The following is a 25,814-nucleotide window of genomic DNA, read 5'->3' as shown; positions in this document are numbered from 1 at the left end:
TTGCCGCATAGTCAAGAAATCGATGCCGATGATGTTCTGCAAGTGCGCGGCCTGAACGTCGTGTTTAATCAGCAACAGCAGGCTTTTTCCGCCGTCCGCGACCTGTCGTTTACCCTGCGGCGCGGCGAAACGCTGGCGATTGTCGGCGAGTCGGGCTCGGGAAAATCGGTGACCTCGCTGGCCCTGATGCGCCTGCTCGATCGGGCGGTCAGCGAAGTGCGCAGCGATGCGCTACTTCTGCGCCGTCGCAGTCGGCAGGTGATTGAGCTGAGCGAACAGTCTGACGCTGAAATGCGCGGCGTGCGCGGCGCGGATATGGCGATGATCTTCCAGGAGCCGATGACCTCGCTCAATCCGGTCTTCACCATCGGCGAGCAGATTGCCGAATCTATCCGCTTACATCAGGGCCTGAAGCATGATGAGGCCCTGCGCGAAGCGAAAAAAATGCTCGATCAGGTGCGCATTCCGGAAGCGGAAGCGATGCTCTCACGCTATCCGCACCAGCTTTCCGGCGGGATGCGTCAGCGGGTGATGATCGCCATGGCGCTCTCTTGTCGTCCGGCGGTGCTGATTGCCGATGAACCGACGACCGCGCTGGACGTCACTATCCAGGCGCAGATCTTACAGCTGATTGCCGTCCTGCAAAAAGAGATGGCGATGGGCGTTATCTTTATTACCCACGATATGGGGGTGGTCGCCGATATCGCCGACCGCGTGCTGGTGATGTATCGCGGCGAAGCGGTGGAAACCGGCAGCGTGGAAGAGATTTTTCGCGCGCCGAAGCACCCGTATACCCAGGCGCTGCTGGCCGCGGTGCCGCGGCTGGGCGCGATGCGCGGCACTTCGCTGCCGCGTCGCTTCCCGCTGTTAAACCAGAGCCCGTCGTCGGAGGGGCAGAACACCGTTGTGGCCGGAGAACCGATCCTTAAAGTTCGCGATCTGGTGGCGCGCTTCCCGCTGCGTAGCGGAATTCTCAACCGCGTAACCCGTGAGGTGCATGCGGTCGAAAAGGTCAGCTTTGATTTATGGCCCGGCGAAACCCTGAGCCTGGTGGGCGAGTCCGGGTGTGGTAAATCGACGACCGGCCGGGCGCTGCTGCGGCTGGTAGAGACCCAGGGTGGCAGCATTATCTTCAACGGCCAGCGAATTGATACGCTAACGGGCGGTAAGCTTCAGGCACTGCGCCGCGATATTCAGTTTATTTTTCAGGACCCGTACGCTTCCCTCGACCCACGGCAAACGGTGGGCTATTCGATTATGGAGCCGCTGCGGGTGCATCGGCTGCTGGAGGGCGATGCCGCCCGCGAACGGGTCAGTTGGCTACTGGAACGCGTCGGGCTGGAGCCGGAACATGCGTGGCGCTACCCTCACGAGTTTTCCGGCGGCCAGCGGCAGCGCATCTGTATTGCCCGCGCGCTGGCGCTCAATCCGAAAGTGGTGATTGCCGATGAGTCGGTATCGGCGCTGGACGTGTCGATTCGCGCGCAAATTATCAATCTGATGCTCGATCTACAGCGTGAGATGGGCATCGCATTTCTGTTTATCTCCCATGACATGGCGGTGGTTGAGCGCATCAGCCACCGCGTGGCGGTGATGTATCGCGGGCGCATTGTCGAGATTGGCCCGCGCCGCGCCGTGTTTGAAAACCCGCAGCACCCCTATACCCGTAAACTGATGGCCGCCGTTCCGGTGGCTGACCCTGCGCATCGCCGTCCGCAGCGCGTGCTGCTCTCCGACGAGCTGCCGGGTAACATTTTCAAGCGGGGCGAAGAGGGGATCAGTACGCCGTTACAGCAGGTGGGGCCGGGGCACTTTGTCGCCAGAGAGTCCGCCGCCGACGTGCTGGCGCGCTAACAACGACACCAATAATGCAGCATTTCAGGAGAACAACATGACTCAACGCGTATCAGGCAAATGGCTGTTGGCGCTGGGCGTCGCCTCGGCGCTGACAGCCGCTCCGGCTCTGGCCGCAAAAGATGTGGTGGTGGCGGTCGGTTCTAATTTTACGACCCTCGACCCGTATGATGCTAACGACACGCTGTCGCAGGCCGTCGCCAAGTCCTTCTATCAAGGGCTGTTCGGCCTCGATAAAGAGATGAAGCTACAGAACGTGCTGGCGGAAAGCTATACCGTTTCCCCGGACGGCCTGGTGTATACCATTAAGCTACATCCGGGGGTGAAGTTCCAGGACGGTACCGAGTTTAATGCCGAAGCGGTTAAGGCGAACCTCGATCGCGCCAGCAACCCGGAAAACCATCTCAAGCGTTATAACCTGTATAAAAATATCGCCAGCACCGAAGCGGTAGACCCGACCACGGTGAAAATTACCCTCAAACAGCCTTTCTCGGCGTTCATTAACATTCTGGCCCATCCGGCGACGGCGATGATTTCTCCGGCGGCGCTGAAGAAATATGGTAAAGAGATTGGCTTCCATCCGGTTGGCACCGGGCCTTATCAGCTCGATACCTGGAACCAGACCGATTTTGTGAAAGTGAAAAAATTCGCCGGTTACTGGCAGCCAGGGCTGCCGAAGCTGGACTCCATCACCTGGCGCCCGGTCGTGGATAATAATACCCGCGCGGCGATGCTGCAGACCGGCGAAGCGCAGTTTGCGTTCCCGATCCCCTACGAGCAAGCGCCGTTGCTGGAGAAAAACAGCAAGCTAGAGCTGGTAGCCAGCCCGTCAATTATGCAGCGCTATATCAGCATGAACGTGACGCAGAAGCCGTTCGATAATCCCAAAGTGCGCGAAGCGATTAACTACGCTATCAACCGTCAGGCGCTGGTAAAAGTCGCTTTTGCCGGCTACGCCACACCGGCGACCGGCGTGGTGCCGCCGTCTATCGCCTATGCTGAAAGCTACAGCGCCTGGCCGTACGATCCGGCTAAAGCTCGTGAGCTGCTGAAAGAGGCGGGTTATCCGAATGGCTTTACCACGACGCTATGGTCATCGCACAACCACAGCACGGCGCAGAAAGTACTGCAGTTTACCCAGCAGCAGCTGGCGCAGGTGGGCATTAAGGCGCAGCTGACGGCGATGGATGCGGGCCAGCGCGCGGCGGAAGTTGAAGGTAAGGGACAGAAAGAGAGCGGCGTACGCATGTTCTACACCGGCTGGACGGCGTCGACCGGGGAAGCTGACTGGGCGCTGTCGCCGCTGTTTGCGTCGCAAAACTGGCCGCCGACCCTGTTTAATACGGCTTTCTACAGCAATCCGCAGGTCGATAAAGATCTCAATGACGCGCTGAAAACCACTGATGCGCAGGAAAAAACGCGGCTGTATAAAGACGCGCAGGATACTATCTGGAAAGAGTCGCCGTGGGTGCCGCTGGTCGTAGAAAAGCTGGTCTCGGCGCACAGTAAAAATCTGACCGGTTTCTACATCCAGCCGGATACCGGATTTAGCTTTGAACAGGCGGATCTTAAGTAGAGAGTTGTGGGTCCCCGGGCGCAGGCTGCGGGGAATTTGCGCAAGGAGAAGCATGCTCAATTATGTGATTAAACGCCTGCTGGGGCTGATCCCCACGCTGCTGATTGTAGCGGTGCTGGTGTTTCTGTTCGTGCATATGCTGCCCGGGGATCCGGCTCGGCTGATTGCCGGGCCGGAAGCCGATGCCCAGGTGGTGGGAATGGTGCGCCAGCAGCTTGGGCTCGATCGCCCGCTGCACGTGCAGTTCTGGCACTATATCAGCAACATTTTGCAGGGCGACTTTGGCACCTCGATGGCTTCCCGCCGCCCGGTGAGCAGCGAAATCGCCAGCCGTTTTATGCCCACTTTCTGGCTGACGATTGCCAGTATGGGCTGGGCGGTCATCTTCGGGATGGCGGCAGGGATCGTGGCGGCCGTGTGGCGCAATCGCTGGCCGGATCGTATAGGCATGGCGCTGGCGGTCACCGGCATCTCGTTCCCGGCCTTTGCGCTCGGTATGCTTTTGATGCAGATCTTTTCCGTTGAACTGGGCTGGCTGCCAACGGTGGGCGCCGACAGCTGGCGGCACTATATTCTGCCTTCGCTCACCCTGGGCGCGGCGGTGGCGGCGGTGATGGCGCGTTTTACCCGCGCCTCGTTCGTCGATGTTCTGCATGAAGACTATATGCGCACCGCGCGGGCGAAAGGCGTCAGCGAAACGCTGGTGGTGCTCAAGCACGGCCTGCGCAACGCGATGATCCCGGTCGTCACTATGATGGGGCTACAGTTCGGCTTTTTGCTCGGCGGTTCAATCGTGGTGGAAAAGGTCTTTAACTGGCCTGGTCTCGGACGTTTGCTGGTGGACTCGGTGGAGATGCGCGATTACCCGGTGATTCAGGCGGAAGTGCTCCTGTTTTCGCTGGAGTTTATTCTTATTAATTTAGTGGTGGACGTACTGTATGCCGCCATTAATCCGGCTATCAGGTATAAGTAAGGTGCGATTGCTCAACTGGAGAAGACAAGCGGTTATCAACGCGATGCCGGGGGTTAAACCCGGGCAGATACGTACCCCGTGGCACGAGTTCTGGCGGCGGTTTCGCGGCCAGCCGGTGGCGATGGGCGCGGGGATATTTGTGCTGCTGCTGATTGCGGTGGCGATCGTGGCGCCGTGGATCGCGCCGTTCGATGCGGAAAACTATTTTGACTACGATCGGCTCAACGATGGCCCGTCGATGATGCACTGGTTCGGCGTTGATTCGCTGGGGCGCGATATTTTTAGCCGGGTGCTGGTCGGCGCGCAGATTTCGCTGGCCGCCGGGGTACTGGCGGTATTGATCGGCGCGGCTATCGGCACCGTACTTGGGCTACTGGCCGGGTATTACGAAGGCTGGTGGGATCGCATCATTATGCGCATCTGCGATGTGCTGTTTGCTTTCCCTGGCATTCTTCTGGCGATTGCCGTCGTGGCGGTGATGGGCAGCGGAATGTCGAACGTCATCATCGCGGTGGCGATCTTTTCGATCCCGGCATTTGCGCGTCTGGTGCGCGGTAATACGCTGGTGCTTAAGCAGCAGACTTTTATAGAGTCGGCGCGCAGCATTGGCGCCAGCGACGCTAACATTCTGTTTAACCACATTTTGCCCGGAACGGTATCATCGATTGTGGTCTACTTTACGATGCGCATCGGAGTGTCGATTATCTCTGCCGCCAGCCTGTCATTTCTGGGGCTTGGCGCGCAGCCGCCGACGCCGGAGTGGGGGGCGATGCTGAACGAGGCGCGGGCGGATATGGTGATGGCGCCGCACGTGGCGCTGTTCCCGGCAATCGCGATTTTTCTGACGGTGCTGGCGTTTAACCTGCTGGGTGACGGCCTGCGCGATGCGCTGGATCCGAGGATAAAAGGGTAGCGTTCGAGGATTGTGCAGCCCGGACAGGTGTCCGGGAAAGCACACAGCACGTTAATCCTGTGCGGTTTTGTTGCCCGGATAAGGCGCATGAGCGCCGCTATCCGGGACAGGTTCAGCGGGCGGAATTAAACCCGGCTGCCCCACAGATCGTATTCGTCGGCGTGTTCGACTTTTATTCGCACAACGTCGCCCGGTTTGACTTTACTTTCGCCGTTGAGGTACACCGCGCCGTCGATTTCTGGCGCATCGGCCATGCTGCGGCCAATGGCTCCTTCTTCATCGACTTCGTCGATCAGCACCATAATTTCGCGGCCGACTTTCTCCTGCAGACGTTCGGCGGAGATCTGCTGCTGAAGCTGCATAAAGCGGTTCCAGCGCTCTTCTTTAACGTCTTCCGGTACCTGATCCGCCAGTTCGTTGGCGGTCGCGCCTTCTACCGGGCTGTACTTGAAGCAGCCGACTCGGTCGAGGCGGGCTTCTTTCAGGAAGTCCAGCAGCATCTGGAAATCTTCTTCCGTCTCGCCCGGGAAGCCGACGATAAAGGTCGAGCGCAGGGTGAGTTCCGGGCAGACTTCGCGCCACTGCTTGATACGCGCCAGCTGACGGTCGGCGGAGCCCGGACGCTTCATCATCTTGAGAATGCGCGGGCTGGCGTGCTGCAGCGGGATATCGAGGTAGGGCAGAATTTTGCCTTCCGCCATCAGCGGGATCACATCATCAACGTGCGGATAGGGATAGACGTAGTGCAGGCGCACCCAGATGCCAAGCTTAGCCAGTTCTTCGCACAGGCTAACCATGCTGGTTTTAACCGGCATACCGTTGTGGAAGCCGCTGCGATGTTTAACATCGACGCCGTAGGCGGAGGTGTCCTGAGAAATCACCAGCAGCTCTTTTACCCCCGCGTCGGCCAGGCGTTTGGCTTCCGCCAGCACTTCACCAATCGGACGGCTGACGAGATCGCCGCGCATGGACGGGATGATGCAGAAGGTGCAGCGATGGTTGCAGCCTTCAGAAATTTTTAAGTAAGCGTAATGACGCGGCGTCAGCTTCACGCCCTGTTCCGGCACCAGGCTCAGGAACGGGTTATGTTTAGGCTTCGGCGCGTAGTGGTGGACGTGCTCCAGCACCTGTTCATAGCTGTGCGGGCCGGTAATTTCCAGCACCTTCGGATGCACCTCGCGGATCTGATCTTCTTTTGCGCCCAGGCAGCCGGTGACGATCACTTTGCCGTTTTCTTTCAACGCTTCGCCAATCGCTTCCAGCGACTCCTGCACGGCGCTATCGATAAAGCCGCAGGTGTTAACGATAACCATATCAGCGTTATCGTAGGAGGGAACCACATCATACCCTTCGGTACGCAGTTCAGTCAGGATACGTTCTGAGTCCACCAGATTTTTCGGGCAGCCCAGAGAGACAAAGCCGATCTTCGGCTGAGGGGTGACATTGCTCATAGCTTAAAAAGTGTTCAATTATTGGGATGGTCAGGGCAGGGATTCTACAGAGATCGGCGGAAAGTTTATACTCCTTTTCTTGTTAGCCCGCAGACAGCAGCATCTCTTTTTACGGCGTTGATTATCCGTATTGTTGAGAAAAATAACGCCGTTATTCATCTTTTACCGCCGGAGCCAGCGCAGGGTGGTTTAAATCAGGTTTAAGCCAGAAACAGTAAAATAGTCACTGCTATGGATTTTCATTTTTTATCAGGTTTCCGATGTTTAAAAAGTTGGGTGGTTCAGCGTGCGCGCTGGTAATGATTGGCACAGCGCCAGTTTATGCCGACGAGCTGGCGTTATATTCAGTGAATACCGGTTCATTTGTCTATCATATGACCGGCAATCACGGCCAATATAACGAAAAATTCAATAATCAATTTTTTTCCGTTGAGCGCAAGCTGTCGGCAGATTCGAAGTACAGCCTGTTAGTCGGGACCATGAAAAATAGTTTTGACGATCGCTGCCTCTCTCTGGGGGCAAGGAGAGACTGGTATGCGGGGACAAATGGCTGGACGTTTAAGGGCGTCTATGCCTACACCGGGGAGTTCTTCTTTAAAGCTTTTAGCGATTGCGGCGATTCAGGTACCTATCGAACGGCGAAGAAACTGACCGGCGTCGGTTTCTCTCCCTATATTTATCATGGCCTGCAGTACAATTTTACCCCTTATTTCGGCGTAGAAACCGGGATTATTATCCCGGCGATATTTGTGGTGAGCGTGCAGTGGAGTTTTCGTTGATTCGCCCGAAAGCCGCTTCCGGGCGAATTGATGATTAATGGCTTTGCGCAACGCCAGCGCCTGGCGCAGACCCCGGCGCGGTTGGTTCTCTATTATCGCGAAGCGTAAATACCGAAATTAACGTAAATACCCCGGCGACACCGCCCAGAATATAATACGTCTGCGCGAAGCCGATAGTGTCATACAAATACCCCGCCAGCGGCGAGTAAACGGCGGTGGCGATGGAGGCGACAAACAGCACCAGCAGGTAAACCGTCGATGACAGCTTGTTGTCGAAGTTGGCGGCGATGAATTTAAATACTGACACCAGGATCAGCGGTTTTTCCAGCGCATGCATCATTTTGACCGCGCCGATCCACACCGGACCCAGCGGGATCGCGGAGCCTACGATACGGACCGACATGATCAGTCCGGCGATGATCAGCGCCCACTTCGCGCCGGTGCGGTTTACAAACCACGGCATCAGGCATAAAAACAGCGTCTCCCCGCACACCTGAATGGAGGCCAGAATGCCGTACCAGCGATTCCCCTCCTCGGGCGTCGGGAACTGCAGGGAAAAGTACTGGGCAAACTGCTGATCGTAGGTATCGTAGATTTGCGTGACGAAAAGGGTGAAGACCAGCAGCATCCAGAACTGCCCGTTCTTCGCCAGCTCAAGGGCATGGGAAACTTTCAGCGCGCTGGTTTTCTGCATCTCCGCTTCGCTCAGTTCGATTTTGGTCAGCATAAAACAGATCGCGGCAATCACAATGGCGATGCTGGCCAGCCAGAAAGCAAGGTTCGGATTGCTGTCGATATACTTACCGACGATCCACGCCGCGGCGGCCCAGCCTAACGATCCCCACATCCTTACGCGGCCATATTCGAACTGGTAGCGCCGCGAAATTTTATCGATATACGAATCGATCACCCCGCAGCCGGAGTTAAAAATAATCCCCAGGTATACCCCGCCGAGCAGCGCGCCCAGCCAGAAGCTGTGCACCAGCAGCGGTGCATATAAATAAATAAAGAACGGACCCACCGGTAGCAGCATGGCGACGAGAAACCAGATGAGTCGTTTTTTCAGGCCGAATTTATCGGAAATAAAGCCAAAGAAGGGCTGCATCAGCAGGGCAATAAAGGCGTTAACCGAGTAGAGCAGGCCGGTTTTCGTGGCGCTAATCCCGAGATGCTGGGTCGTCCAGATAACAAAGAATGCCATGGTCGAGGACCAGGCGAAGAGGTAGAGGAAGTCGAAAAGACTCAACAAGATATAGTTTCTTCTGCCGGGATTAATCATTTCTGTTCCTTCAAGCGATAGCGTCAAAGGTTACAAGCAAGATAGAGCAACCTGCTGTGACCTGTTTTGTTATACGTATTACATATTTGTGAGGTGATATGACACCCGGTGACATTTTCAGGCAATGTGAATGGCGCTAATTTGTGATCATTGCGGCAAAAAAATAATTTTTCATCACATGGAAAAGAATTGATCTTGATTGAGAGCGTATAACATTTTTGCTTGAAGGGCGCAGGTTGAGCAGGCGAGGATTATAATCTTAGTTGTAACATTGTAAATAATGTTAATGACCTGAGAATTATTGATCTCACACAGCGTTTTGTACAAAAAATAACCATATCATAATTATGGTGAAGGACGATAGAGGAGGAACTGAGATGAACGTTGACAGACTGTATCGTAACCTGATGAATAAGCTGATTAATGCCTCCATTGATCTTGATGCTTATTTACAGTTGCGTAAAGCAAAAGGCTATATGTCAGTCAGCGAAAACGACCATCTACGTGATAACTTGTTTGAACTGTGCCATGAAATGCGTGAATACGCGCCGCGCCTGCAGCACGCCGTTGCGCCGGAGGAAAAGGAAGCCCTGCGCCTTGCGGGCGAAGCCGTCGCTTCCGCGGCGGTATGCCTGCTAAGCGGACATCATGATTGCCCGTCCTACATTGCGGTCAACGTAGATAAACTGGAAAGCTGCCTGGCGGTATTGCGGCTAAACATTCATAAATTGAATGATTTTGCCCCCATTACCCACGCCTGAGACAGGGGGAGCCTGCTCCCCCTGATTAATGTTATGTAAAAATCCCTTCCCGCTTCCCCACGCTGGCTACCCTTATCAGCATTGCTGACAAAAGGAGTATGCCATGCGCCAGACCGTCACCCTGATAGCGCTTACCGCGCTGCTGTTACCCACTGCCGTCCTTGCCGCCCGGGAGCGCGTGGAGGTGTTGCAGAACCAGCTCGAACACCCGTGGGCGCTGGCCTTCCTGCCGGACGATCGCGGTATTTTGATCACCCTGCGCGGCGGCGAACTCAAGCTCTGGCAGCGCGACAAAGGCCTCTCGTCGGCGATCCCGGGCGTACCGCAGGTCTGGGCTAACGGGCAGGGCGGTTTGCTGGACGTGGCGCTGGCACCGGACTTTGCCCAGTCGCGCCGGGTCTGGCTGAGCTATGCCGAGGGCGGGGATGAGGATAAAGCCGGGACCGCGGTGGGCTATGGCCGATTGAGCGAGGATCTCCAGCGTCTGGAAAACTTCCAGGTGGTGTTCCGCCAGCAGCCGAAGCTCTCTACCGGCAATCATTTTGGCGGACGGCTGGCGTTCGACGGTCGCGGTCATCTGTTTATCGGTCTCGGAGAGAATAACCAGCGTTCAACCGCTCAGGATCTCGATAAGCTGCAGGGAAAAGTGGTGCGGCTAACGGCTGATGGCAAGGTCCCGGCCGATAATCCTTTTGTCGGCCAGTCTGGCGTCAGGCCTGAAATCTGGTCTTACGGAATTCGTAACCCTCAGGGATTGGTGATGAACCCGTGGAGCGATACGCTGTGGTTACATGAGCACGGGCCGCGCGGCGGGGATGAGATCAATATCGTGCAAAAAGGTAAAAACTACGGCTGGCCGCTGGCGACGCACGGCATTAACTACAGCGGCCTTCCGATCCCGGAAGCCAAAGGCAAAAAGGCGGAAGGCACCGAAGCGCCGCTATTTGTCTGGGAGAAGTCGCCGGCGGTGAGCGGTATGGCGTTTTACAACGCGCAGGTTTTTCCGCAGTGGCAACACAGGCTGTTTATCGGCGCGCTGAAGGATGAATCGCTCATTGTGCTCAAGGTTGATGGCAATAAAGTCACGGAGCAGGAGCGCATTCTGAGCGATCGCGGTAGACGCATTCGCGACGTACGCGTTGGACCCGATGGTTATTTGTATGTGTTAACCGACGAATCCAACGGTGAGCTGCTGAAGGTGAGTCCGGCGGGTTAAAATCAGGTGACCGGGATCATCACCACGTTGCGCCAGGCCTGACGTTCGCCGATCTGCTGGTACCAGCGCTGCAGATGCGGGCGCGGCTGCCAGGTTTTTACCGTTTCCAGCAGGTTGTAGACGAACGGCGCGACGGCGATATCGCCGAGGCCGAAGGCATCGCCCGACAGCCACTGATGGCGCGACAGCTCGTCGTCCAGAATAGCGAACAGCGTCTCGCAGGCGGCAATACCGGCTTCAATGGCGGCAGGATCGCGTTTTTCTACCGGCGTTCTGACCAGGCCCATTAAAACGGGTCGATGGGCAGGCGAGAGCGAACCGTTGGCCCAGTCCATCCATTTTTCTCCCTGGGCGCGCTCGGCTGGCGACTCCACCCACAGGCGATTCTGACCATACTGCGCGGCCAGATAGCGGATAATGGTGTTTGATTCCCAGAGTACGATATCGGTCGTTGCATCTTTCAACAGCGGTACCAGACCGTTGGGGTTCATGGCCAGATAGGCCGGATCGTGATTCAGACCGAACTCCAGGCCTGCCAGAATTTGCTGATACGGGAGGTCGAGTTCTTCCAGCACCCAGCGCACTTTCTTCACATTGGTTGAGTTATTTCTGCCCCACAGCGTAATCATATCCGCTCCTGCTTTTTATTTCGCCGCCATTGCGGCGTAGTGAGCATTCATGTTGGAATAAAGTTAATATTTAGGCAACCGCGATCAAAAAAATTGCGCTGTTTGCAGCGCCGCGCGAGGTTATTGCGTAAACTTTAAAAACTTTACCAACTCGCTGTTTCTTTAAGGTCATTTGTACGCTTTACTCACCGGCTGCTCCGGCGCGGAACGAGTGTGGCGGCATATTTTTGTTTGGAAAGGATACTTGGGTGGCTCTTATGACGCATGATGCTTTTTCCCTTCGCGGCCTCGCGGCAGGCTGCGCGCTTTTATTTCTCGTCGCGCCTGCGGTGCAGGCTGCGGAACAACTCCCCGATGCGCCATCCATTGACGCGCGCGCCTGGATCCTGATGGACTATGCCAGCGGCAAAGTACTCAGCGAAGGCAATGCCGATGAAAAACTCGATCCGGCAAGCCTGACCAAGATCATGACCAGCTACGTTGTCGGCCAGGCGCTAAAGGCGGGTAAGATTAAGTCTACGGATATGGTGACCATCGGGCGCGATGCGTGGGCCACCGGTAACCCGGCGCTGCGCGGCTCCTCGGTGATGTTCCTCAAGCCTGGAATGCAGGTGTCGGTGGAAGATCTTAACAAGGGCGTTATCATTCAGTCCGGCAACGACGCCAGCATCGCGATTGCCGACTACGTGGCGGGCAGCCAGGATGCGTTTGTCAGCCTGATGAACGGCTATGCGCAGAAGATGGGCCTCACCAATACCACCTTTAAGACCGTGCACGGGCTTGATGCGCCGGGTCAGTTCAGTACTGCCCGCGATATGGCGCTGCTGACCAAAGCGATGATCCATGATGTGCCGGAAGAGTATGCGATCCACAAAGAAAAAGAGTTCACTTTCAACAAAATTCGTCAGCCGAACCGTAACCGCCTGCTGTGGAGCACGAACCTTAACGCTGACGGCGTGAAAACCGGAACCACCGCCGGTGCGGGCTACAATCTGGTCTCTTCCGCAACGCAAAACGACATGCGCCTGATTGCCGTCGTGCTCGGCACCAAAACTGACCGTATCCGATTTAACGAATCTGAAAAATTGCTGACCTGGGGCTTCCGCTTTTATGAAACCGTGACGCCGATTAAACCTGATGCCACCTTCATTACCCAGCGCGTCTGGTTTGGCGATAGCAGTGAAGCGAAGCTTGGCGCGGGCGATGCCGGTTCCATCACGCTGCCGAAAGGCCAGCTGAAAAACCTGAAGGCCAGCTACACCCTGAATGATACGCAGCTGACCGCACCGCTGACTAAAGGGCAGGTTGTCGGCACCATCGACTTTAAACTGAATGATAAAACCATTGAACAGCGGCCGCTGATTGTTATGGAAGCGGTCAATGAAGGCGGGTTCTTTAGCCGGATGATCGATTTCGTGCTGATGAAACTGCACGGCTGGTTCGGCGGCTGGTTCTCGTAAAATGCAGGCCGCGCCCTGCGGGGCGCGGTTTTAGTAAAGAAGTGAAATCTGTTTTTCTTTCGCCAGCGTAAGCAGCTCGTCATCCGGACACACGTCGCTGGCAATCACGTCAAACTGCGATAAATCGCCCATCCGCGCCGGCCGAACTTTGCCAAATTTACTGTGATCGACGACCAGCACGTGGTAGCGCGCGCTTTTCATCGCCCAGTGTTTAACCGGCAGCTCCTCGAGGTTAAAGCAGGTCGCTCCCTGCTCGCAATCGACGCCCGCGGCGGAATAAAACGCGATATCCGGGCAAAGATGGCTTAGCGTATCCTGCAGGCTCAGCGGTTTAAAAATGGCGTTGCTGGCGTGGAACTCGCCGCCGCACAAAATCGCGCGGCACTGTGGCTTTTCCTGCAAGGAAAGGAAGGTGTTGAGCGAATAGCAGACCCCGGTAAACGGCAGGGCGTTGTCGATGGCATCGATAATCCACGGCGTGGTGGTCCCGCAGTCGAAAAAGGCCATCTGATGGGCCTCAAGCAGCTTTGCCGCATGGCGGGCGGCGCGGCGTTTTTCATCAACAAGGCGCGTTTTCTGGTCGCTTAGCAGATAGTGCGTCGCGCTGCGCGGCTCCAGAACGATATAGCCGCCCAGCAAAACGACCGGGCCGCTGTGGCCGTTGAGGTCGCGACGAATAGTCATCTCCGACACCCCAAGCAGGGTGGCCGCTTCTTTTAGATGCAGTTTATCACTGCGCTTGAGTGCCTGAATAAGCTGGCTGATGCGTTCGTCACGACGAGTTTCCATATTCCCTCTAGGCTAAAGCGCCCTGCATCGACAGGGCGTCAGCGGCGATTTTACCTGCCGAAAGAGGGTTAGTCACGCGCAGGCGTTGGGCTCTGCCGCAATTTACCGGCGGCTGAGAAACAGGTTATTCGCGCACCCAGCCTTTGCGAATCGGTAGCGAAAAGAACAGGCGGTACAGCCGCTGCAGATGCTGATAAAGGGTCTTTCCGCCGCTTTGCCACAAAAGCTGGGCGCTTAGACAGGCGCTCATCGCGGTGAGAAGTCCGCCCAGCATATCCATCGGCCAGTGAACGCCGAGATAGACCCTGGACCAGGCAATTGCGCAGGCAACGGCGAAAAGCAGGACTCCCGACCACAGGCGGTGCCAGAACATAAAGGCCAGCGCAAAGGTAAAGCAGATGGTGCCGTGATTGCTCGGGAAGGAGTTGTTGGGCGAGTGGTGCAGGAAGTTATAACCCATACCGGCGGCGAACGGCCGTTCGTGCGGAAAAAGCGCGCCGAATATCCATGACAGCGTAAGACTAATGGCTAATGCCATCATCACCTTAAATACTAGCTGACGCTGGTTTGGACCCCAAAGCCATAAGGCTAATACCAATAATGGCACAATAATAATCAGGTCTTTGGCGATAAACGTCGCGATCTCTATCGCCCACCACGGGGACGAGGGAGTGGCATTGAGTAATGCAAACAGCGAGTAGTTAATATTTTCCAGCATACGTCCGGGCTCTTTAATCCGTTATCAACAAGCCGCCCACCCTAAGAAACGGTAGCGCTAAGGTAAAGCAGTATTTTCTTAATTATCAGTTTGTTATGAGTGAAATCTTGCATGTATCTTCGTTAACAGACTGAATAAAGGAGTATATAGTGTGTAATCTAATTGAAACATAAACGAAATACATACAGCGGGATTTTTTATTCGCTGGTGGCGAAGAGGTTGCAGAATGGCGATATTTTTCGTCATCGCTCACAATTCGCTATCTCCCCGGCACGACTTTCATTAAACTTTGCGCGGTTTTATTTAAATAAGAGATTTCATGCACAATTCTTCGCTTTCAGGCAAACGCCTCGGACGTCAGGCGCTGCTCTTTCCGCTGTGCCTGGTGTTATACGAATTCGCCACCTATATCGGCAATGATATGATCCAGCCGGGCATGCTCTCGGTCGTGGAAGAGTTTGGCGTTGGCAATGAATGGGTTCCGACCTCCATGACCGCCTATCTCGCCGGCGGTATGTTTTTACAGTGGCTGCTGGGCCCGCTTTCGGACCGCATCGGCCGCCGTCCGGTCATGCTGACCGGGGTGGTGTGGTTTATCGTGACCTGCCTGGCGACGCTGCTGGCGCAAACTATTGAGCAGTTCACGCTGCTACGCTTTTTGCAGGGTATCAGCCTGTGCTTTATTGGCGCGGTTGGCTATGCGGCGATACAGGAGTCTTTTGAAGAGGCGGTATGCATCAAGATTACCGCATTAATGGCCAACGTCGCGCTGATTGCGCCGCTGCTTGGGCCGCTGGTGGGCGCGGCCTGGGTACATATCCTGCCGTGGGAGATGATGTTTGTCCTGTTTGCCGTACTGGCCGCTATCGCCTTCTTCGGGCTACAGCGGGCGATGCCGGAAACCGCCACCCGCATGGGTGAGAAACTATCGGTAAAAGAGCTGGGGCGTGATTATCGTGAAGTGCTGAAAAACCTGCGCTTTGTCGCCGGCGCGCTGGCCACCGGTTTTGTCAGCCTGCCGCTGCTGGCGTGGATAGCCCAGTCGCCGGTGATTATCATTAGCGGCGAGCAGGCGACCAGTTACGAATATGGCTTGCTGCAGGTGCCAATCTTTGGCGCGTTGATCGCCGGTAACCTGGTGCTGGCGCGCCAGACTTCCCGCAAAACGGTGCGTTCGTTGATTATCCTCGGCGGCTGGCCAATTATGCTTGGCCTGCTGATCTCCGCCGTCGCTACGGTCGCCTCGACGCACGCTTATTTGTGGATGACCGCCGGGCTGAGCGTTTACGCCTTCGGCATTGGGCTTGCTAACGCCGGGCTGGTGCGCCTGACGCTGTTTGCCAGCGAAATGAGCAAGGGGACGGTATCGGCGGCGATGGGGATGCTGCAAATGCTGATCTTTACCGTGGGTATTGAAGTGAGCAAGCACGCCTATGAGTCTGGCGGCAGCGGACTCTTCAGTTTGCTGAATTTGCTTAGCGGGGTGCTCTGGCTGGCGATGACGGTCTACTTCCTGAAGGACAAACGCGTAGGCAGCTCCCTCGAACCGCAGTAAATCTCCAATGACCTGCTGCGACGTTACGCGCCGCAGCAGGCGCTGTCTCAGACGAACGGCGCTTCGCGATTAAGCACTTTATCAATGATATGCAGTACGCCTTCTTCGTTATTGTGCGGCGCACGATAGCCAGCAACGGCCTTCACCGGCGCGGCGGCGTTGGCCATCGCGTAACCGAAGCCGGCATGCTGCAGCATTTCAATATCGTTGCCGCTATCGCCAAAGGCGACCACTTCATGATTGTCGATCCCCCAGCGCTCCTGCAGGATGCGCAGGCCGTTAGCTTTGTGTACCCCAGGAATAATCAGGTCAATGCTGCCGTAGCCGGTAGCGACTGCGGTTACCATATCGCCAAGCGCGGCGTGTAGCTTCGGCTGTATCTCAGGGATCAGCTGGTCCGGGACGTTGAGGCCAAATTTCAGAATCGCATCATCAGCAATATGATTAAAGTCGTCGACCAGTTCGAGGCGATGATAGTACTTTGCCGCGACCGCTTTCAGCTCATCATTATACTGGTTGAGGGTATAAGCGCTGCGCTTACCGCAGGCGATGATTTCAATGTTGGTCAGCGTCTGGAGATGATCGATGACGGTATTGAAATGTTCCTGCGGCATCCGGCAGTTAAATACATCTTCTCCGGCGCTGACCACCCAGCCGCCGTTTTCGGCGACAAAGGCGATCTCGTGCGCTACCTCCGGGAAGAAGGAGATAAGCTGGTAATACTGGTTGCCGCTGGCGACGACGAAGCGGATGCCCTGCTCGCGCATCCGCTGATACTGGGCGAGGAAGCGCTGACGGTTATAGGTTTTGGCATCGCTCAGAAAGGTGCCATCCATGTCTACCGCAATCAATTTGATGCTCATTAACTGTTCTCCATCACGGGTTCAGAGTGTGGCTTCGCAACCGCCCGGGCGACGATGGCCGCGACCAGCACCAATGCCAGCACTACCATCATGGCGCTACGCAGGCCGAAGTGCTCGCCGAGGAAGCCCAGCAGCGGCGGCCCGACGAGGAAGGCGAGGTAGCCGGTAATCGCCACCACGCTGACGCGCTTCGGCGCATCCGGGCCAGTGTCGCTGGCGGCGGAAATGGTCAGCGGGAAGCCGAGCGATGCGCCGAGTCCCCATAATAGTACGGAGAGGCCGGCGACCCACGGGTTATCGACAAAAATAATCAGGCCAATGCCCAGCGCGCCCATGACCGCGCTGGCGCGAACCACCGTCACCCGGCTGTAGCGGTCAATAAACCAACCGCCGGTAAAACGGCCGAGGGTCATACCGAGGGTGAAGCCCGCGTAAATCAGCGACCCGGAAGTCGGGCTGAAGCCGTGGCCGTCCACCATCAGCAGCGGCAGCCAGTCGTTGGCGGAACCCTCGGCAAAGGCCATGGCCAGGACGATGACGCCAATCAGCAGCAACTGAGCATCTCGCCATATCGGCAGGCCTTTGCCTTCATGGCGCGCCGCTTCCGCTGCATTCTTGCCGGTACCTTCCGGAATTGCGCGAATGGCGATAGCGATGGGGGCGACAGCCACCAGCGCCGCCAGCAGAATGTGCGGCGCGGCGGGCAGGCCGAAGCCGGTGACCGCCATGCCTATTCCGGCGCCGACGAGCGTGCCGAAGCTGTAGAAACCATGCATCATCGGCAGCACGGTTTTATTCATTTCGCGTTCAACGGCGGCGCCTTCAACGTTAATCGCCACTTCCGCTGAGCCAAAGCTGGCGCCGAAGATGGCTAAGCCAACAGCAAACAGCACCGCCGAGGTAAACCATAGCGCGGCGCTGAGGACCAGCATGCCGACCACCGCGCAGGACATGGTGGTACGAATCACTTTTCGGGTGCCGAATCGATTGACCAGCCACGCTGAGCAGAGGATACCGCTCATCGAACCTATTGATAGTCCAAATAATACAATCCCCATTTCCGCCGTCGAGAGCGCGAGCAGATCGCGAATCGCCGGCGTGCGGGTCGCCCATGAGGCCATGAGTAATCCAGGGATAAAAAAGAACATGAAGAGCGCCCACAGCCTTAGCTGAAGGGCTCTGCGGGAGGTTTGCGCTGTCATCCGTAAATGCCCGAGAGTGGAGAGATGCAGACAACAGTAGCAAGGTTGTGTACATTTGTACATCCAGGCTGCTTGCTGAAGAATGTTTTTTTATTGACCTCTATGATTCGATTCAGCCTGAGGAATGCGCCCAGCATCCGCTAAGGGATTAAGCGCCTATTTAAATGAGAGAGGAACACTGATGGCCCGTCGACCAAACGACCCGCAGCGTCGGGAGCGGATTTTGCAGGCGACGCTGGACACGATCGCGATACACGGCATCCACGCGGTCACGCATCGGAAAATCGCCACCTGTGCGGGCGTGCCTCTGGGCTCGCTGACCTACTATTTCAGCGGTATCGAGGCGCTGGTCGAAGAAGCGTTCAGCCTGTTTACCGGCCAGATGTCGGCGCAGTATCAGCTGTTTTTTGCCGATGTGCATAGCCGCGAAGAGGCCTGTGACGCGATTGCCGAGCTGATATTCAGCGCCCAGGTGACCACCGCACGCAATATGGAGCTGATGTATCAGCTGTATGCTTTTTGCAGCAGCCAGCCGAATTTAAAAGCAGTCATGCAAAACTGGATGCTGCGCAGCCAGCAGACTCTGGAACAGTGGTTTGAACCAGCAACGGCCCGCGGGCTTGACGCCTTTATCGAGGGTATGACGCTGCACTTCGTGACCGACAGAGCGCCGCTATCCAGAGAAGCAATTCGACTGATGGTGGGAAGGCTGGCGGGAGAGTGAGTGGGGCGCAGAAAACAAAAAACCCATCAACCTTGAACCTAAGTGGCGGGGTTGATGGGCTCCACAAAATGGGGACATCAAAGAAAAGCAGTGGCACTACTTATGACTGATGCCAGCAAAAAAAGTTCTGCGTATGCGCGTTTTTTTTCTTAAAAAATTCACTGTAGTCCCGGCCAGATGATGACAATCAGCGTACCTGCCAGGGTTAACAATACGTTAGCGATGGCGTAGGTCCCCGCGTATCCCAGCGCCGGAATATTGCTGCGGGCAGTATCGCTGATAATTTCCATCGCCGGCGCGCAGGTACGGGCGCCCATCATGGCGCCGAAGAGCATCGCGCGGTTCATGCGCAGGATGTACGCGCCGAACAGGAAGCAGATAACCACCGGTACCAGGCTGACGATCAGGCCCGCCGCCAGCATCTGACCGCCAACGGCGCCGAGGCCGTTGTTAATCCCGGCGCCCGCGCTGAGCCCCACGCCGGCCATAAATACCATCAGGCCGAACTCTTTCACCATATTCAGCGCGCCCTGCGGGATGTAGCCGAACGTCGGATGGTTGGCGCGCAGGAAGCCGAGCATAATGCCGGCAAACAGCAGACCGGCGGCGTTACCGATGCCGAAGCTGAACGAACTGAACTGGAAGGTGATCATGCCGATCATCAGGCCAACGATAAAGAAGGCGCAGAAGGCGAGCAGGTCGGTCACCTGGCTGTGAATGGAGATGAAGCCGATACGATCGGCGACGGTTTTAACGCGACGCGCGTCGCCGCTGACCTGCAGCACATCGCCCTTGTTGAGCACCACGTTATCGTCGATAGGCATTTCGATCTGGCTGCGAATGACGCGGTTTAAGAAGCAGCCGTGGTCGGTCAGCTTCAGCTGCGCCAGGCGACGGCCGACGGCATTGTGGTTTTTGACCACGATCTCTTCGGTGACGATGCGCATATCGAGCAGATCGCGGTCGAAGACCTCTTTGCCGTTACGGAAGCTTGGGTCGAGGCGGGCATGGGCATCCGGGTAACCCACCAGGGCGATATCATCGCCCATCTGCAGCACCGCATCGCCGTCCGGGTTCGCGAGAATGCCGTTGCGGCGGATGCGCTCAATGTAGCAGCCGGTCTGGCGGTAAATACCCAGCTCGCGCAGATTTTTACCATCAGCCCACGCCACCAGCTCCGGACCGACGCGGTAGGCGCGGATCACCGGTAAATAGACCTTACGCCGGGAGTCGGTATCGAGACCGCGCTCGCGGGCGATTTGCTGGGCGCTGGTCTGCAAATCCTGATGCTGCAGCTTCGGCATATAGCGGGCGCCGACGATCAGGCTGACCAGGCCAATCAGATAGGTCAGCGCATAGCCGAGGCTCAGATGATCGAGCGAAAGGGCGAGCTGATCGCTGGGCATGCCGAAGTGGCGAAGCGTATCCCCGGCGCCGACCAGCACGGGAGTGGACGTCATCGCGCCGGCGAGCATCCCGGCCGTCAGGCCGATATCCCAGCCGAAGAGCTTACCCAGTCCCATGGCGATCAGCATTGCGCTGCCGACCATTACCAGCGCGAGCATCAGGTAATTTTTCCCATCGCGAAAAAAAATAGAAAAAAAGTTGGGTCCCGCTTCTACGCCGACGCAAAAAATAAACAGCATAAAGCCGAGATTGAGGGCGTCAGTGTTAATACTGAAATGCTGCTGCCCTAATAATAGGGAAACCACTAAAACGCCAATGGAATTACCAAGTTGTACCGACCCGAGACGCAGTTTCCCGAGGCAGAGTCCCAGTGCAAGTACAACGAACAATAACAGGATGTAATTCCCGTTTAACAAATCTGCGACGTTTATATTCACGAAAGCCAACTTCTCATTTACTAGTAAGTTGTTGAAGGAAATGGTTATTTGGTCTAAGGTTGGTCCAGTGTTCGCGTTGTCCCGAACGCTATTCTGGCATCCCGTTATAACCAGCAAAATATAGTCGATAGTTTAATCTTTCCTGGGGGCTGCGGCTAGCAACAATCGTTATTACCTTGACGGGATCTTTTATTGGCATGGATTGCCAGAATCTTTATCTGACTGGGCGAAGTGGAAGTTGGTTAGAGGCAAAATCAGGAGGATGTCGTGAAATCTGAGCGTGCTTGGGCCGGTATTATCTGTGGGTTCTTTCTATTTATCGTGGTTTGCTTATCGCTGCTGTTACATATGAAAGGCGCCTTTCGGGCTACCGGTAACCCTGAGCTCGGGCTGCTGTTCTTTTTGCTACCCGGTGCGGCGGCAAGCTGCCTCTCCCCGGGTCAGCGGGTGCTGCGTCCGCTTATCGGCGCTATGCTGGCTGCGCCTATTTGTCTGGTCGTCATGCGGTTATTCTTCGTCACTCAACGATCTTTCTGGCAGGAACTGGCGTGGCTATTTAGCGCGGTGTTCTGGTGCGCGCTGGGCGCGCTGTGCTTTTTATTTATTTGCGCCTGGCTTGATACCAGACGCAAGCCCTCGTCAGAGGAGTGAGTCGTCTCAGGCAAACAGACCGAGATTCTCTTTCGCCCAGGCTTCAAAGTCGGTGCAGCCGCCAATGTGCTTCTGATCGACAAAAATCTGCGGTACGGTTTCAACCGGTTTACCCACGGTTTTCTCCAGATCGGCTTTGCTGATGCCTTCAGCGTGGATATCAATGTAGCGATAGTTAAAATCATCGCGCTCGTTGCTCAGTTTTTCCGCCAGTTCTTTGGCGCGAACGCAATATGGGCAACCTGGACGACCAAAAATTACCGTAAACATACTCTCTCTCCTTAAACCTCAGCCGGATGGCGAATGGGGCGTATCATGCCGCGTTATGGCGACGAGGAAAAGAAGGTTCTGCCTTTTGCTTTGATGGCTTAAGGCTATGTTTGTTAAATATTCTGCTGATGAAACCGCTATACTCCCTCTGATACGCGACTTTTTTACCCGGTTGCGTGATTGCTTTGGACCGGAGGAGCGTTATGCGATCGCCTGCAGCATTACCCAAAAGCGTTCTGGTAGTTGAGTTTATCGGCATGGTGCTGTTGACCCTGGCCTGGCTCTCGCTTAATCAGTACGTCAGCCTGCCTGCGCCGTTTTCCAGCCCGACAGCGGCGCTGCTGATGATCTTCGCGGGGATCCTGCTGATGCTTCCGGCCGCCGTGGCGTTAATCTGGCGTGTGGCGAAAGTTGTTGCCCCGCAGTTGACGCAAACGAAAAATTCCCCTTCATCATTGCCTGACAGAGAAAAACGAGATGACGCCGACCATTGAGCTGCTGCGTAGCCACCGTTCTATTCGCCATTTTACCGACGCGCCGATCAGCGAAGAACAGCGCGCCGCAATTATCGCCAGCGCGCAGGGAGCCTCCAGCTCCAGTTTTTTACAATGTACCTCAATTATTCGCGTTACCGACCCGGAAATACGTCAACAGCTGGTGCCGCTGAGCGGCGGACAGCAGCACGTGGCGCAGGCTGCGGAATTCTGGGTATTCTGCCCTGATTTTAACCGCAATCTGCAAATCTGCCCGGACGCTCAGCTGGGGCTCGCCGAACAGCTCCTGCTGGGCTGCGTCGACACCGCGATTATGGCGCAGAATGCGCTGGTGGCGGCGGAATCTCTTGGCCTGGGCGGCGTCTATATCGGCGGGCTGCGTAACAATATTGATGCGGTGACCCAGCTGCTGAAGCTCCCACAGCACGTAATGCCGCTGTTTGGCCTGTGCCTTGGCTGGCCTGACGATAATCCGGAAGTGAAACCGCGCATGCCGTCGGCGATGCTGGTTCATGAAAATCACTATCAGCCGCTGGATGAGACGGTCCTTGCTGAATATGACGAGCAGTTGGCGCACTATTATCTCTCTCGCGGCAGCAACACGCGTCGCGATACCTGGAGCGACCATATCCGCCGGACTATCGTCAAAGAAAGCCGGCCATTTATTCTGGAATATCTGCATAAGCAGGGATGGGCTACGCGCTGATTGCGTGTAAACTGCACCCGGTCTGACGCAAGGAAATTCCGCAGGTCAGCGCTAATTTAAAACGTTGTTTGCTACTCAGAGGCCCGCCAGAGCGGGTCTTTTCGCAGAGGTGCAGGGTGAAAATTGCCATATTATCCCGGGATGGAACGCTTTATTCATGTCGACGCCTGCGCGAAGCCGCGCAAAAACGCGGTCATCAGGTGGAAATCCTCGATCCGCTTTCCTGCTATATGAACGTCAGCCCGGTGGCCTCGTCAATTCACTATAAAGGCCGCCAGCTCCCGCATTTTGACGCCGTGATCCCGCGTATCGGCACGGCGATCACCTACTACGGCACCGCGGCGCTGCGTCAGTTTGAGCTGCTCGGCAGCTACCCGCTGAATGAATCGGTAGCCATCACCCGCGCCCGCGACAAGCTGCGCTCGCTCCAGCTGCTGGCGCGCCAGGGCATCGACCTGCCGCTCACCGGTATTGCCCACTCGCCGGACGACACCAGCGATCTGATCGCCATGGTTGGCGGCGCGCCGCTGGTGGTCAAGCTGGTGGAGGGGACGCAGGGGATCGGCGTTGTGCTGGCCGAAACGCGCCAGGCGGCAGAGAGCGTTATTGACGCTTTTCGCGGCCTGAATGCGCATATTCTGGTTCAGGAGTATATCGCCGAGGCGAAAGGCCGGGACGTGCGCTGCCTCGTGGTGGGTAATGAAGTGGTCGCGGCGATTGAGCGGCGGGCCAAGGAGGGCGATTTTCGCTCCAACCTGCATCGCGGCGGCGTAGCCTCGGTGGCGCTTATCAGCGAGCAGGAGCGTGAAATGGCCATTAAGGCGGCGCAAACGCTCGGGCTGGACGTGGCGGGCGTGGATATACTGCGCGCCACGCGCGGACCGCTGGTGATGGAAGTGAACGCTTCTCCGGGGCTGGAGGGGGTTGAAACCACCACCGGCGTCGATATTGCCGGCAAGATGATCGCCTGGATTGAACGACAAGCGACGCCCGGATTTTGTCTGAAAATGGGGGGATAGCTGCCTTTCGCGACACCGTCATGGAATACGGCGCTTTTTTTGCGTAAGCTATGGCGTCGCATTTTCACAGTAAGAGGTCACAGGTCATATGGATTCACTGGTCGTTCCGGGTCTTGATACGTTACGTCAATGGCTCGACGAATTGGGCATCAGCTTTTTTGAGTGTGATTCCTGCCAGGCACTGCACCTGCCGCATATGCAAAATTTCGAAGGCATTTTTGATGCCAAACTTGACCTGGTTGATAACGTGGTGCTTTTCTCCGCGCTGGCTGAGGTGAAACCCTCCGCGCTCCTGCCGCTTTCCGCCGATCTTTCTGCGATTAACGCCAGCTCGTTGACGGTGAAAGCTTTCCTCGATATTCAGGATGATAATCTGCCGAAACTGGTGGTTTGCCAGGCGTTGACCGTCGGCGTCGGCGTGACGATCGATCAGTTTGCATGGTTTTTCCGCCAGAGCGAAGAACAGATATCGATGGTCATCCTTGAAGCCAGCGCTAACCAGGTGCTGTATAAGTCTGAGGAAGAAGAGCCGATAGCTGAGAATATTCAGTACCATTTTCTTCACTGAGGCTGGCGAAAAATAGCGCAGTCACTGCCATGGTGGCTGCGTATTACCCGCGATTATTCTGTTGTTAACCTTCCTGTAAAGAATTTTTCACCGCCATTCCGCCGTTTTCGGCTTATCACATAGACCCTTATTGCATAAAAAATTGATAAAAGCCGTTTTTTCTCCTGGGCTATAGCCTCTTATTCTGGCTACAGTTATTCTGACGCTGCTTCCAGTTGCGGGCAACCATTCCGGGAGAGGTCCTCTCTCCTTTTCTTAGGCATTGAAAAAATATGCATGATTATTGCATGCGAACAAGTGCGTATATTCAGCCCGCTTGTTAACGGGCATTGAGAAGGAATAAGAGATATGACCGCCTTTGGTAAAAAATGGTTAACAGGTCTGGTTACGGGTGCGCTGATGGCCGTCTCTGCCGGTTCGCTCGCAGCCGAACAAAAAACCCTGCATGTATATAACTGGTCTGATTATATTGCCCCGGATACGGTGGCGAATTTTGAAAAAGAGACCGGTATTAAAGTGGTGTATGACGTTTTTGACTCCAATGAAGTGCTGGAGGGTAAGCTTATGGCGGGCAGCACCGGATTTGACCTGGTGGTGCCGTCGGCCAGCTTCCTCGAGCGCCAGCTGGCGGCAGGGGTGTTCCAGCCGCTGGATAAGAGCAAGCTCCCCAACTGGAAAAATCTCGATCCGGAAGTGCTGAAGCTGGTCGCGAAGCACGACCCGGACAATAAATACGCGATTCCCTACCTGTGGGCGACAACCGGCATAGGCTATAACATCGATAAAGTGAAAGCCGTGCTGGGCAAAGATGCGCCGCTGGACAGCTGGGATCTGGTGATGAAGCCGGAAAATCTGGAGAAACTGAAAAGCTGCGGCGTCTCCTTCCTTGATGCCCCGGAAGAGATTTTCGCCACCGTGCTGAACTACCTCGGCAAAGATCCTAATAGCACCAAAGCCGATGACTACACTGGCCCGGCAACCGACCTGCTGCTGAAGCTGCGTCCGAATATTCGCTACTTCCACTCTTCGCAGTACATCAACGACCTGGCGAACGGCGATATCTGCGTCGCGATCGGCTGGGCGGGCGACGTATGGCAGGCGGCTAACCGGGCGAAAGAAGCGAAGAACGGGGTCAACGTTTCCTACTTTATCCCGAAAGAGGGCGCGCTGGCGTTCTTTGACGTCTTCGCTATGCCGGCAGATGCGAAAAACAAAGAAGAGGCTTATCAATTCCTGAACTATCTGATGCGTCCGGACGTTATCGCGCATATTAGCGATCATGTCTATTACGCTAACGGCAACAAAGCATCTACGCCGCTGGTCAGCGAAGCGATCCGCAGCAATCCGGCCATCTACCCTCCGGCTGACGTTTTCGCCAAGCTGTTCACCCTGAAAGTCCAGGATCCGAAAATCGATCGCGTGCGTACTCGCGCATGGACGAAGGTGAAAAGCGGTAAGTAATTCTCCGTGAGTTGTAGGCCGGATCAGCGTCGCGCTGCCGGCAACAGGCGCACCGTTAT

The 25,814-nt window shown here is 56.1% G+C and carries 25 protein-coding genes; 16 read left to right on the top strand and 9 right to left on the bottom strand.

What is annotated here, in order from left to right; all coding sequences use genetic code 11:
* The 4 genes from gsiA to gsiD are packed head-to-tail and all read left to right on the top strand — an operon-like array spanning position 1 to position 5,316.
* Positions 1-1,854, top strand: coding sequence for a glutathione ABC transporter ATP-binding protein GsiA (gene gsiA, locus IAE27_RS16075; protein ID WP_070557738.1), 1,854 nt, complete (start codon positions 1-3; stop codon positions 1,852-1,854).
* A gap of 37 nt (positions 1,855-1,891) precedes the next feature.
* Positions 1,892-3,430 (top strand): glutathione ABC transporter substrate-binding protein GsiB, encoded by a 1,539-nt coding sequence (gsiB, locus tag IAE27_RS16070; protein ID WP_004100531.1) that lies wholly within the window; start codon positions 1,892-1,894, stop codon positions 3,428-3,430.
* 52 nt (positions 3,431-3,482) lie between these two features.
* Positions 3,483-4,403, top strand: coding sequence for a glutathione ABC transporter permease GsiC (gene gsiC / locus IAE27_RS16065; RefSeq protein WP_004100533.1), 921 nt, complete (start codon positions 3,483-3,485; stop codon positions 4,401-4,403).
* A gap of 1 nt (position 4,404) precedes the next feature.
* A complete protein-coding gene (gene gsiD / locus IAE27_RS16060; RefSeq protein ID WP_070557739.1) occupies positions 4,405-5,316 on the top strand; it encodes a glutathione ABC transporter permease GsiD in 912 nt (303 codons plus the stop codon).
* A gap of 125 nt (positions 5,317-5,441) precedes the next feature.
* On the opposite strand, the gene rimO is transcribed toward gsiD, so the two are convergent.
* On the bottom strand, positions 5,442-6,767 hold the full coding sequence (gene rimO, locus IAE27_RS16055; protein WP_070557740.1) for a 30S ribosomal protein S12 methylthiotransferase RimO: 1,326 nt from the start codon (positions 6,765-6,767) through the stop codon (positions 5,442-5,444).
* A gap of 299 nt (positions 6,768-7,066) precedes the next feature.
* Between rimO and IAE27_RS16050 the strand changes: the two genes are divergently transcribed.
* Entirely contained in the window at positions 7,067-7,546 is a 480-nt protein-coding gene (locus IAE27_RS16050; RefSeq protein ID WP_026055890.1) for a hypothetical protein, read from the top strand.
* A 34-nt stretch (positions 7,547-7,580) separates the two neighbouring features.
* Here the strand turns inward: IAE27_RS16050 and IAE27_RS16045 are convergent, their stop codons facing one another.
* Positions 7,581-8,822, bottom strand: coding sequence for an oligosaccharide MFS transporter (locus IAE27_RS16045; protein WP_162098348.1), 1,242 nt, complete (start codon positions 8,820-8,822; stop codon positions 7,581-7,583).
* Positions 8,823-9,202: 380 nt separating this feature from the next.
* Between IAE27_RS16045 and bssR the strand changes: the two genes are divergently transcribed.
* Positions 9,203-9,586 carry a biofilm formation regulator BssR gene (gene bssR / locus IAE27_RS16040; protein WP_004100544.1) on the top strand — a complete coding sequence of 128 codons (384 nt, stop codon included), beginning with the start codon at positions 9,203-9,205 and terminating at the stop codon, positions 9,584-9,586.
* Between the two features lie 103 nt (positions 9,587-9,689).
* On the top strand, positions 9,690-10,802 hold the full coding sequence (locus IAE27_RS16035) for a PQQ-dependent sugar dehydrogenase (protein WP_200092661.1): 1,113 nt from the start codon (positions 9,690-9,692) through the stop codon (positions 10,800-10,802).
* A gap of 2 nt (positions 10,803-10,804) precedes the next feature.
* On the opposite strand, the gene IAE27_RS16030 is transcribed toward IAE27_RS16035, so the two are convergent.
* Positions 10,805-11,431: a glutathione S-transferase family protein gene (locus IAE27_RS16030; RefSeq protein WP_049593369.1), complete on the bottom strand. Its 627-nt coding sequence runs from the start codon at positions 11,429-11,431 to the stop codon at positions 10,805-10,807.
* 257 nt (positions 11,432-11,688) lie between these two features.
* On the opposite strand from IAE27_RS16030, the gene dacC reads away from it, so the two are divergent.
* Positions 11,689-12,891 carry a serine-type D-Ala-D-Ala carboxypeptidase gene (gene dacC / locus IAE27_RS16025; protein ID WP_016808089.1) on the top strand — a complete coding sequence of 401 codons (1,203 nt, stop codon included), beginning with the start codon at positions 11,689-11,691 and terminating at the stop codon, positions 12,889-12,891.
* A gap of 30 nt (positions 12,892-12,921) precedes the next feature.
* Here the strand turns inward: dacC and deoR are convergent, their stop codons facing one another.
* Entirely contained in the window at positions 12,922-13,680 is a 759-nt protein-coding gene (gene deoR / locus IAE27_RS16020) for a DNA-binding transcriptional repressor DeoR (protein WP_004100552.1), read from the bottom strand.
* Positions 13,681-13,804: 124 nt separating this feature from the next.
* Entirely contained in the window at positions 13,805-14,398 is a 594-nt protein-coding gene (gene ybjG / locus IAE27_RS16015) for an undecaprenyl-diphosphate phosphatase (RefSeq protein WP_004100554.1), read from the bottom strand.
* A 319-nt stretch (positions 14,399-14,717) separates the two neighbouring features.
* Here ybjG and IAE27_RS16010 point away from each other — a divergent pair, with 319 nt between their 5' ends.
* Positions 14,718-15,953, top strand: a complete 1,236-nt coding sequence (locus tag IAE27_RS16010) for an MFS transporter (protein ID WP_016808088.1) — start codon at positions 14,718-14,720, stop codon at positions 15,951-15,953.
* 47 nt (positions 15,954-16,000) lie between these two features.
* Here the strand turns inward: IAE27_RS16010 and IAE27_RS16005 are convergent, their stop codons facing one another.
* Together IAE27_RS16005 and IAE27_RS16000 are read right to left on the bottom strand one after the other, a co-directional pair.
* Positions 16,001-16,816 (bottom strand): Cof-type HAD-IIB family hydrolase, encoded by an 816-nt coding sequence (locus IAE27_RS16005; RefSeq protein ID WP_017146225.1) that lies wholly within the window; start codon positions 16,814-16,816, stop codon positions 16,001-16,003.
* Positions 16,816-18,018 (bottom strand): MFS transporter, encoded by a 1,203-nt coding sequence (locus tag IAE27_RS16000; RefSeq protein WP_017146224.1) that lies wholly within the window; start codon positions 18,016-18,018, stop codon positions 16,816-16,818. The genes IAE27_RS16005 and IAE27_RS16000 overlap by 1 nt, the downstream gene beginning before the upstream one ends.
* Before the next feature lie 181 nt (positions 18,019-18,199).
* On the opposite strand from IAE27_RS16000, the gene IAE27_RS15995 reads away from it, so the two are divergent.
* Positions 18,200-18,742, top strand: coding sequence for a TetR/AcrR family transcriptional regulator (locus tag IAE27_RS15995; protein WP_004100562.1), 543 nt, complete (start codon positions 18,200-18,202; stop codon positions 18,740-18,742).
* A gap of 158 nt (positions 18,743-18,900) precedes the next feature.
* Here the strand turns inward: IAE27_RS15995 and IAE27_RS15990 are convergent, their stop codons facing one another.
* Entirely contained in the window at positions 18,901-20,586 is a 1,686-nt protein-coding gene (locus IAE27_RS15990; RefSeq protein WP_004100564.1) for an aspartate:alanine antiporter, read from the bottom strand.
* Between the two features lie 267 nt (positions 20,587-20,853).
* On the opposite strand from IAE27_RS15990, the gene ybjM reads away from it, so the two are divergent.
* On the top strand, positions 20,854-21,237 hold the full coding sequence (gene ybjM, locus IAE27_RS15985) for an inner membrane protein YbjM (RefSeq protein WP_004100565.1): 384 nt from the start codon (positions 20,854-20,856) through the stop codon (positions 21,235-21,237).
* Between the two features lie 6 nt (positions 21,238-21,243).
* Here the strand turns inward: ybjM and IAE27_RS15980 are convergent, their stop codons facing one another.
* Positions 21,244-21,507, bottom strand: a complete 264-nt coding sequence (locus tag IAE27_RS15980) for a GrxA family glutaredoxin (protein ID WP_004100567.1) — start codon at positions 21,505-21,507, stop codon at positions 21,244-21,246.
* A gap of 203 nt (positions 21,508-21,710) precedes the next feature.
* Between IAE27_RS15980 and IAE27_RS15975 the strand changes: the two genes are divergently transcribed.
* The 5 genes from IAE27_RS15975 to potF all read left to right on the top strand — a co-directional run bounded on the left by IAE27_RS15975 (position 21,711) and on the right by potF (position 25,755).
* On the top strand, positions 21,711-22,001 hold the full coding sequence (locus IAE27_RS15975) for a YbjC family protein (protein WP_004100569.1): 291 nt from the start codon (positions 21,711-21,713) through the stop codon (positions 21,999-22,001).
* Positions 21,985-22,707: a nitroreductase NfsA gene (nfsA, locus tag IAE27_RS15970; RefSeq protein ID WP_004111822.1), complete on the top strand. Its 723-nt coding sequence runs from the start codon at positions 21,985-21,987 to the stop codon at positions 22,705-22,707. Before IAE27_RS15975 ends, nfsA begins: the two co-directional genes overlap by 17 nt.
* A gap of 116 nt (positions 22,708-22,823) precedes the next feature.
* Positions 22,824-23,726, top strand: a complete 903-nt coding sequence (rimK, locus tag IAE27_RS15965) for a 30S ribosomal protein S6--L-glutamate ligase (RefSeq protein WP_004100575.1) — start codon at positions 22,824-22,826, stop codon at positions 23,724-23,726.
* Positions 23,727-23,814: 88 nt separating this feature from the next.
* Positions 23,815-24,294: a YbjN domain-containing protein gene (locus tag IAE27_RS15960; RefSeq protein WP_004100577.1), complete on the top strand. Its 480-nt coding sequence runs from the start codon at positions 23,815-23,817 to the stop codon at positions 24,292-24,294.
* A gap of 348 nt (positions 24,295-24,642) precedes the next feature.
* Positions 24,643-25,755 (top strand): spermidine/putrescine ABC transporter substrate-binding protein PotF, encoded by a 1,113-nt coding sequence (gene potF / locus IAE27_RS15955; RefSeq protein WP_016808083.1) that lies wholly within the window; start codon positions 24,643-24,645, stop codon positions 25,753-25,755.
* Positions 25,756-25,814 lie beyond the last annotated feature (59 nt).

Origin of the sequence: Klebsiella sp. S69 (assembly GCF_016516145.1) — a bacterium.
GTDB lineage: Bacteria > Pseudomonadota > Gammaproteobacteria > Enterobacterales > Enterobacteriaceae > Klebsiella > Klebsiella oxytoca.
This window is presented reverse-complemented; position numbering and strand designations above follow the sequence as displayed.

Excerpts from the sequence above, each read along its gene's own strand:
- bssR (WP_004100544.1), top strand. The coding sequence starts at position 9,203 with ATGAACGTTGACAGACTGTATCGTAACCTGATGAATAAGCTGATTAAT.
- IAE27_RS15995 (WP_004100562.1), top strand. The coding sequence starts at position 18,200 with ATGGCCCGTCGACCAAACGACCCGCAGCGTCGGGAGCGGATTTTGCAG.
- IAE27_RS16050 (WP_026055890.1), top strand. The coding sequence starts at position 7,067 with ATGATTGGCACAGCGCCAGTTTATGCCGACGAGCTGGCGTTATATTCA.
- gsiC (WP_004100533.1), top strand. The coding sequence starts at position 3,483 with ATGCTCAATTATGTGATTAAACGCCTGCTGGGGCTGATCCCCACGCTG.
- deoR (WP_004100552.1), bottom strand. The coding sequence starts at position 13,680 with ATGGAAACTCGTCGTGACGAACGCATCAGCCAGCTTATTCAGGCACTC.
- IAE27_RS16005 (WP_017146225.1), bottom strand. The coding sequence starts at position 16,816 with ATGAGCATCAAATTGATTGCGGTAGACATGGATGGCACCTTTCTGAGC.
- dacC (WP_016808089.1), top strand. The coding sequence starts at position 11,689 with ATGACGCATGATGCTTTTTCCCTTCGCGGCCTCGCGGCAGGCTGCGCG.
- ybjG (WP_004100554.1), bottom strand. The coding sequence starts at position 14,398 with ATGCTGGAAAATATTAACTACTCGCTGTTTGCATTACTCAATGCCACT.
- gsiB (WP_004100531.1), top strand. The coding sequence starts at position 1,892 with ATGACTCAACGCGTATCAGGCAAATGGCTGTTGGCGCTGGGCGTCGCC.
- IAE27_RS16030 (WP_049593369.1), bottom strand. The coding sequence starts at position 11,431 with ATGATTACGCTGTGGGGCAGAAATAACTCAACCAATGTGAAGAAAGTG.
- IAE27_RS15960 (WP_004100577.1), top strand. The coding sequence starts at position 23,815 with ATGGATTCACTGGTCGTTCCGGGTCTTGATACGTTACGTCAATGGCTC.
- potF (WP_016808083.1), top strand. The coding sequence starts at position 24,643 with ATGACCGCCTTTGGTAAAAAATGGTTAACAGGTCTGGTTACGGGTGCG.
- IAE27_RS15980 (WP_004100567.1), bottom strand. The coding sequence starts at position 21,507 with ATGTTTACGGTAATTTTTGGTCGTCCAGGTTGCCCATATTGCGTTCGC.
- IAE27_RS16000 (WP_017146224.1), bottom strand. The coding sequence starts at position 18,018 with ATGACAGCGCAAACCTCCCGCAGAGCCCTTCAGCTAAGGCTGTGGGCG.
- IAE27_RS15975 (WP_004100569.1), top strand. The coding sequence starts at position 21,711 with ATGCGATCGCCTGCAGCATTACCCAAAAGCGTTCTGGTAGTTGAGTTT.
- IAE27_RS16035 (WP_200092661.1), top strand. The coding sequence starts at position 9,690 with ATGCGCCAGACCGTCACCCTGATAGCGCTTACCGCGCTGCTGTTACCC.
- rimO (WP_070557740.1), bottom strand. The coding sequence starts at position 6,767 with ATGAGCAATGTCACCCCTCAGCCGAAGATCGGCTTTGTCTCTCTGGGC.
- nfsA (WP_004111822.1), top strand. The coding sequence starts at position 21,985 with ATGACGCCGACCATTGAGCTGCTGCGTAGCCACCGTTCTATTCGCCAT.
- IAE27_RS16010 (WP_016808088.1), top strand. The coding sequence starts at position 14,718 with ATGCACAATTCTTCGCTTTCAGGCAAACGCCTCGGACGTCAGGCGCTG.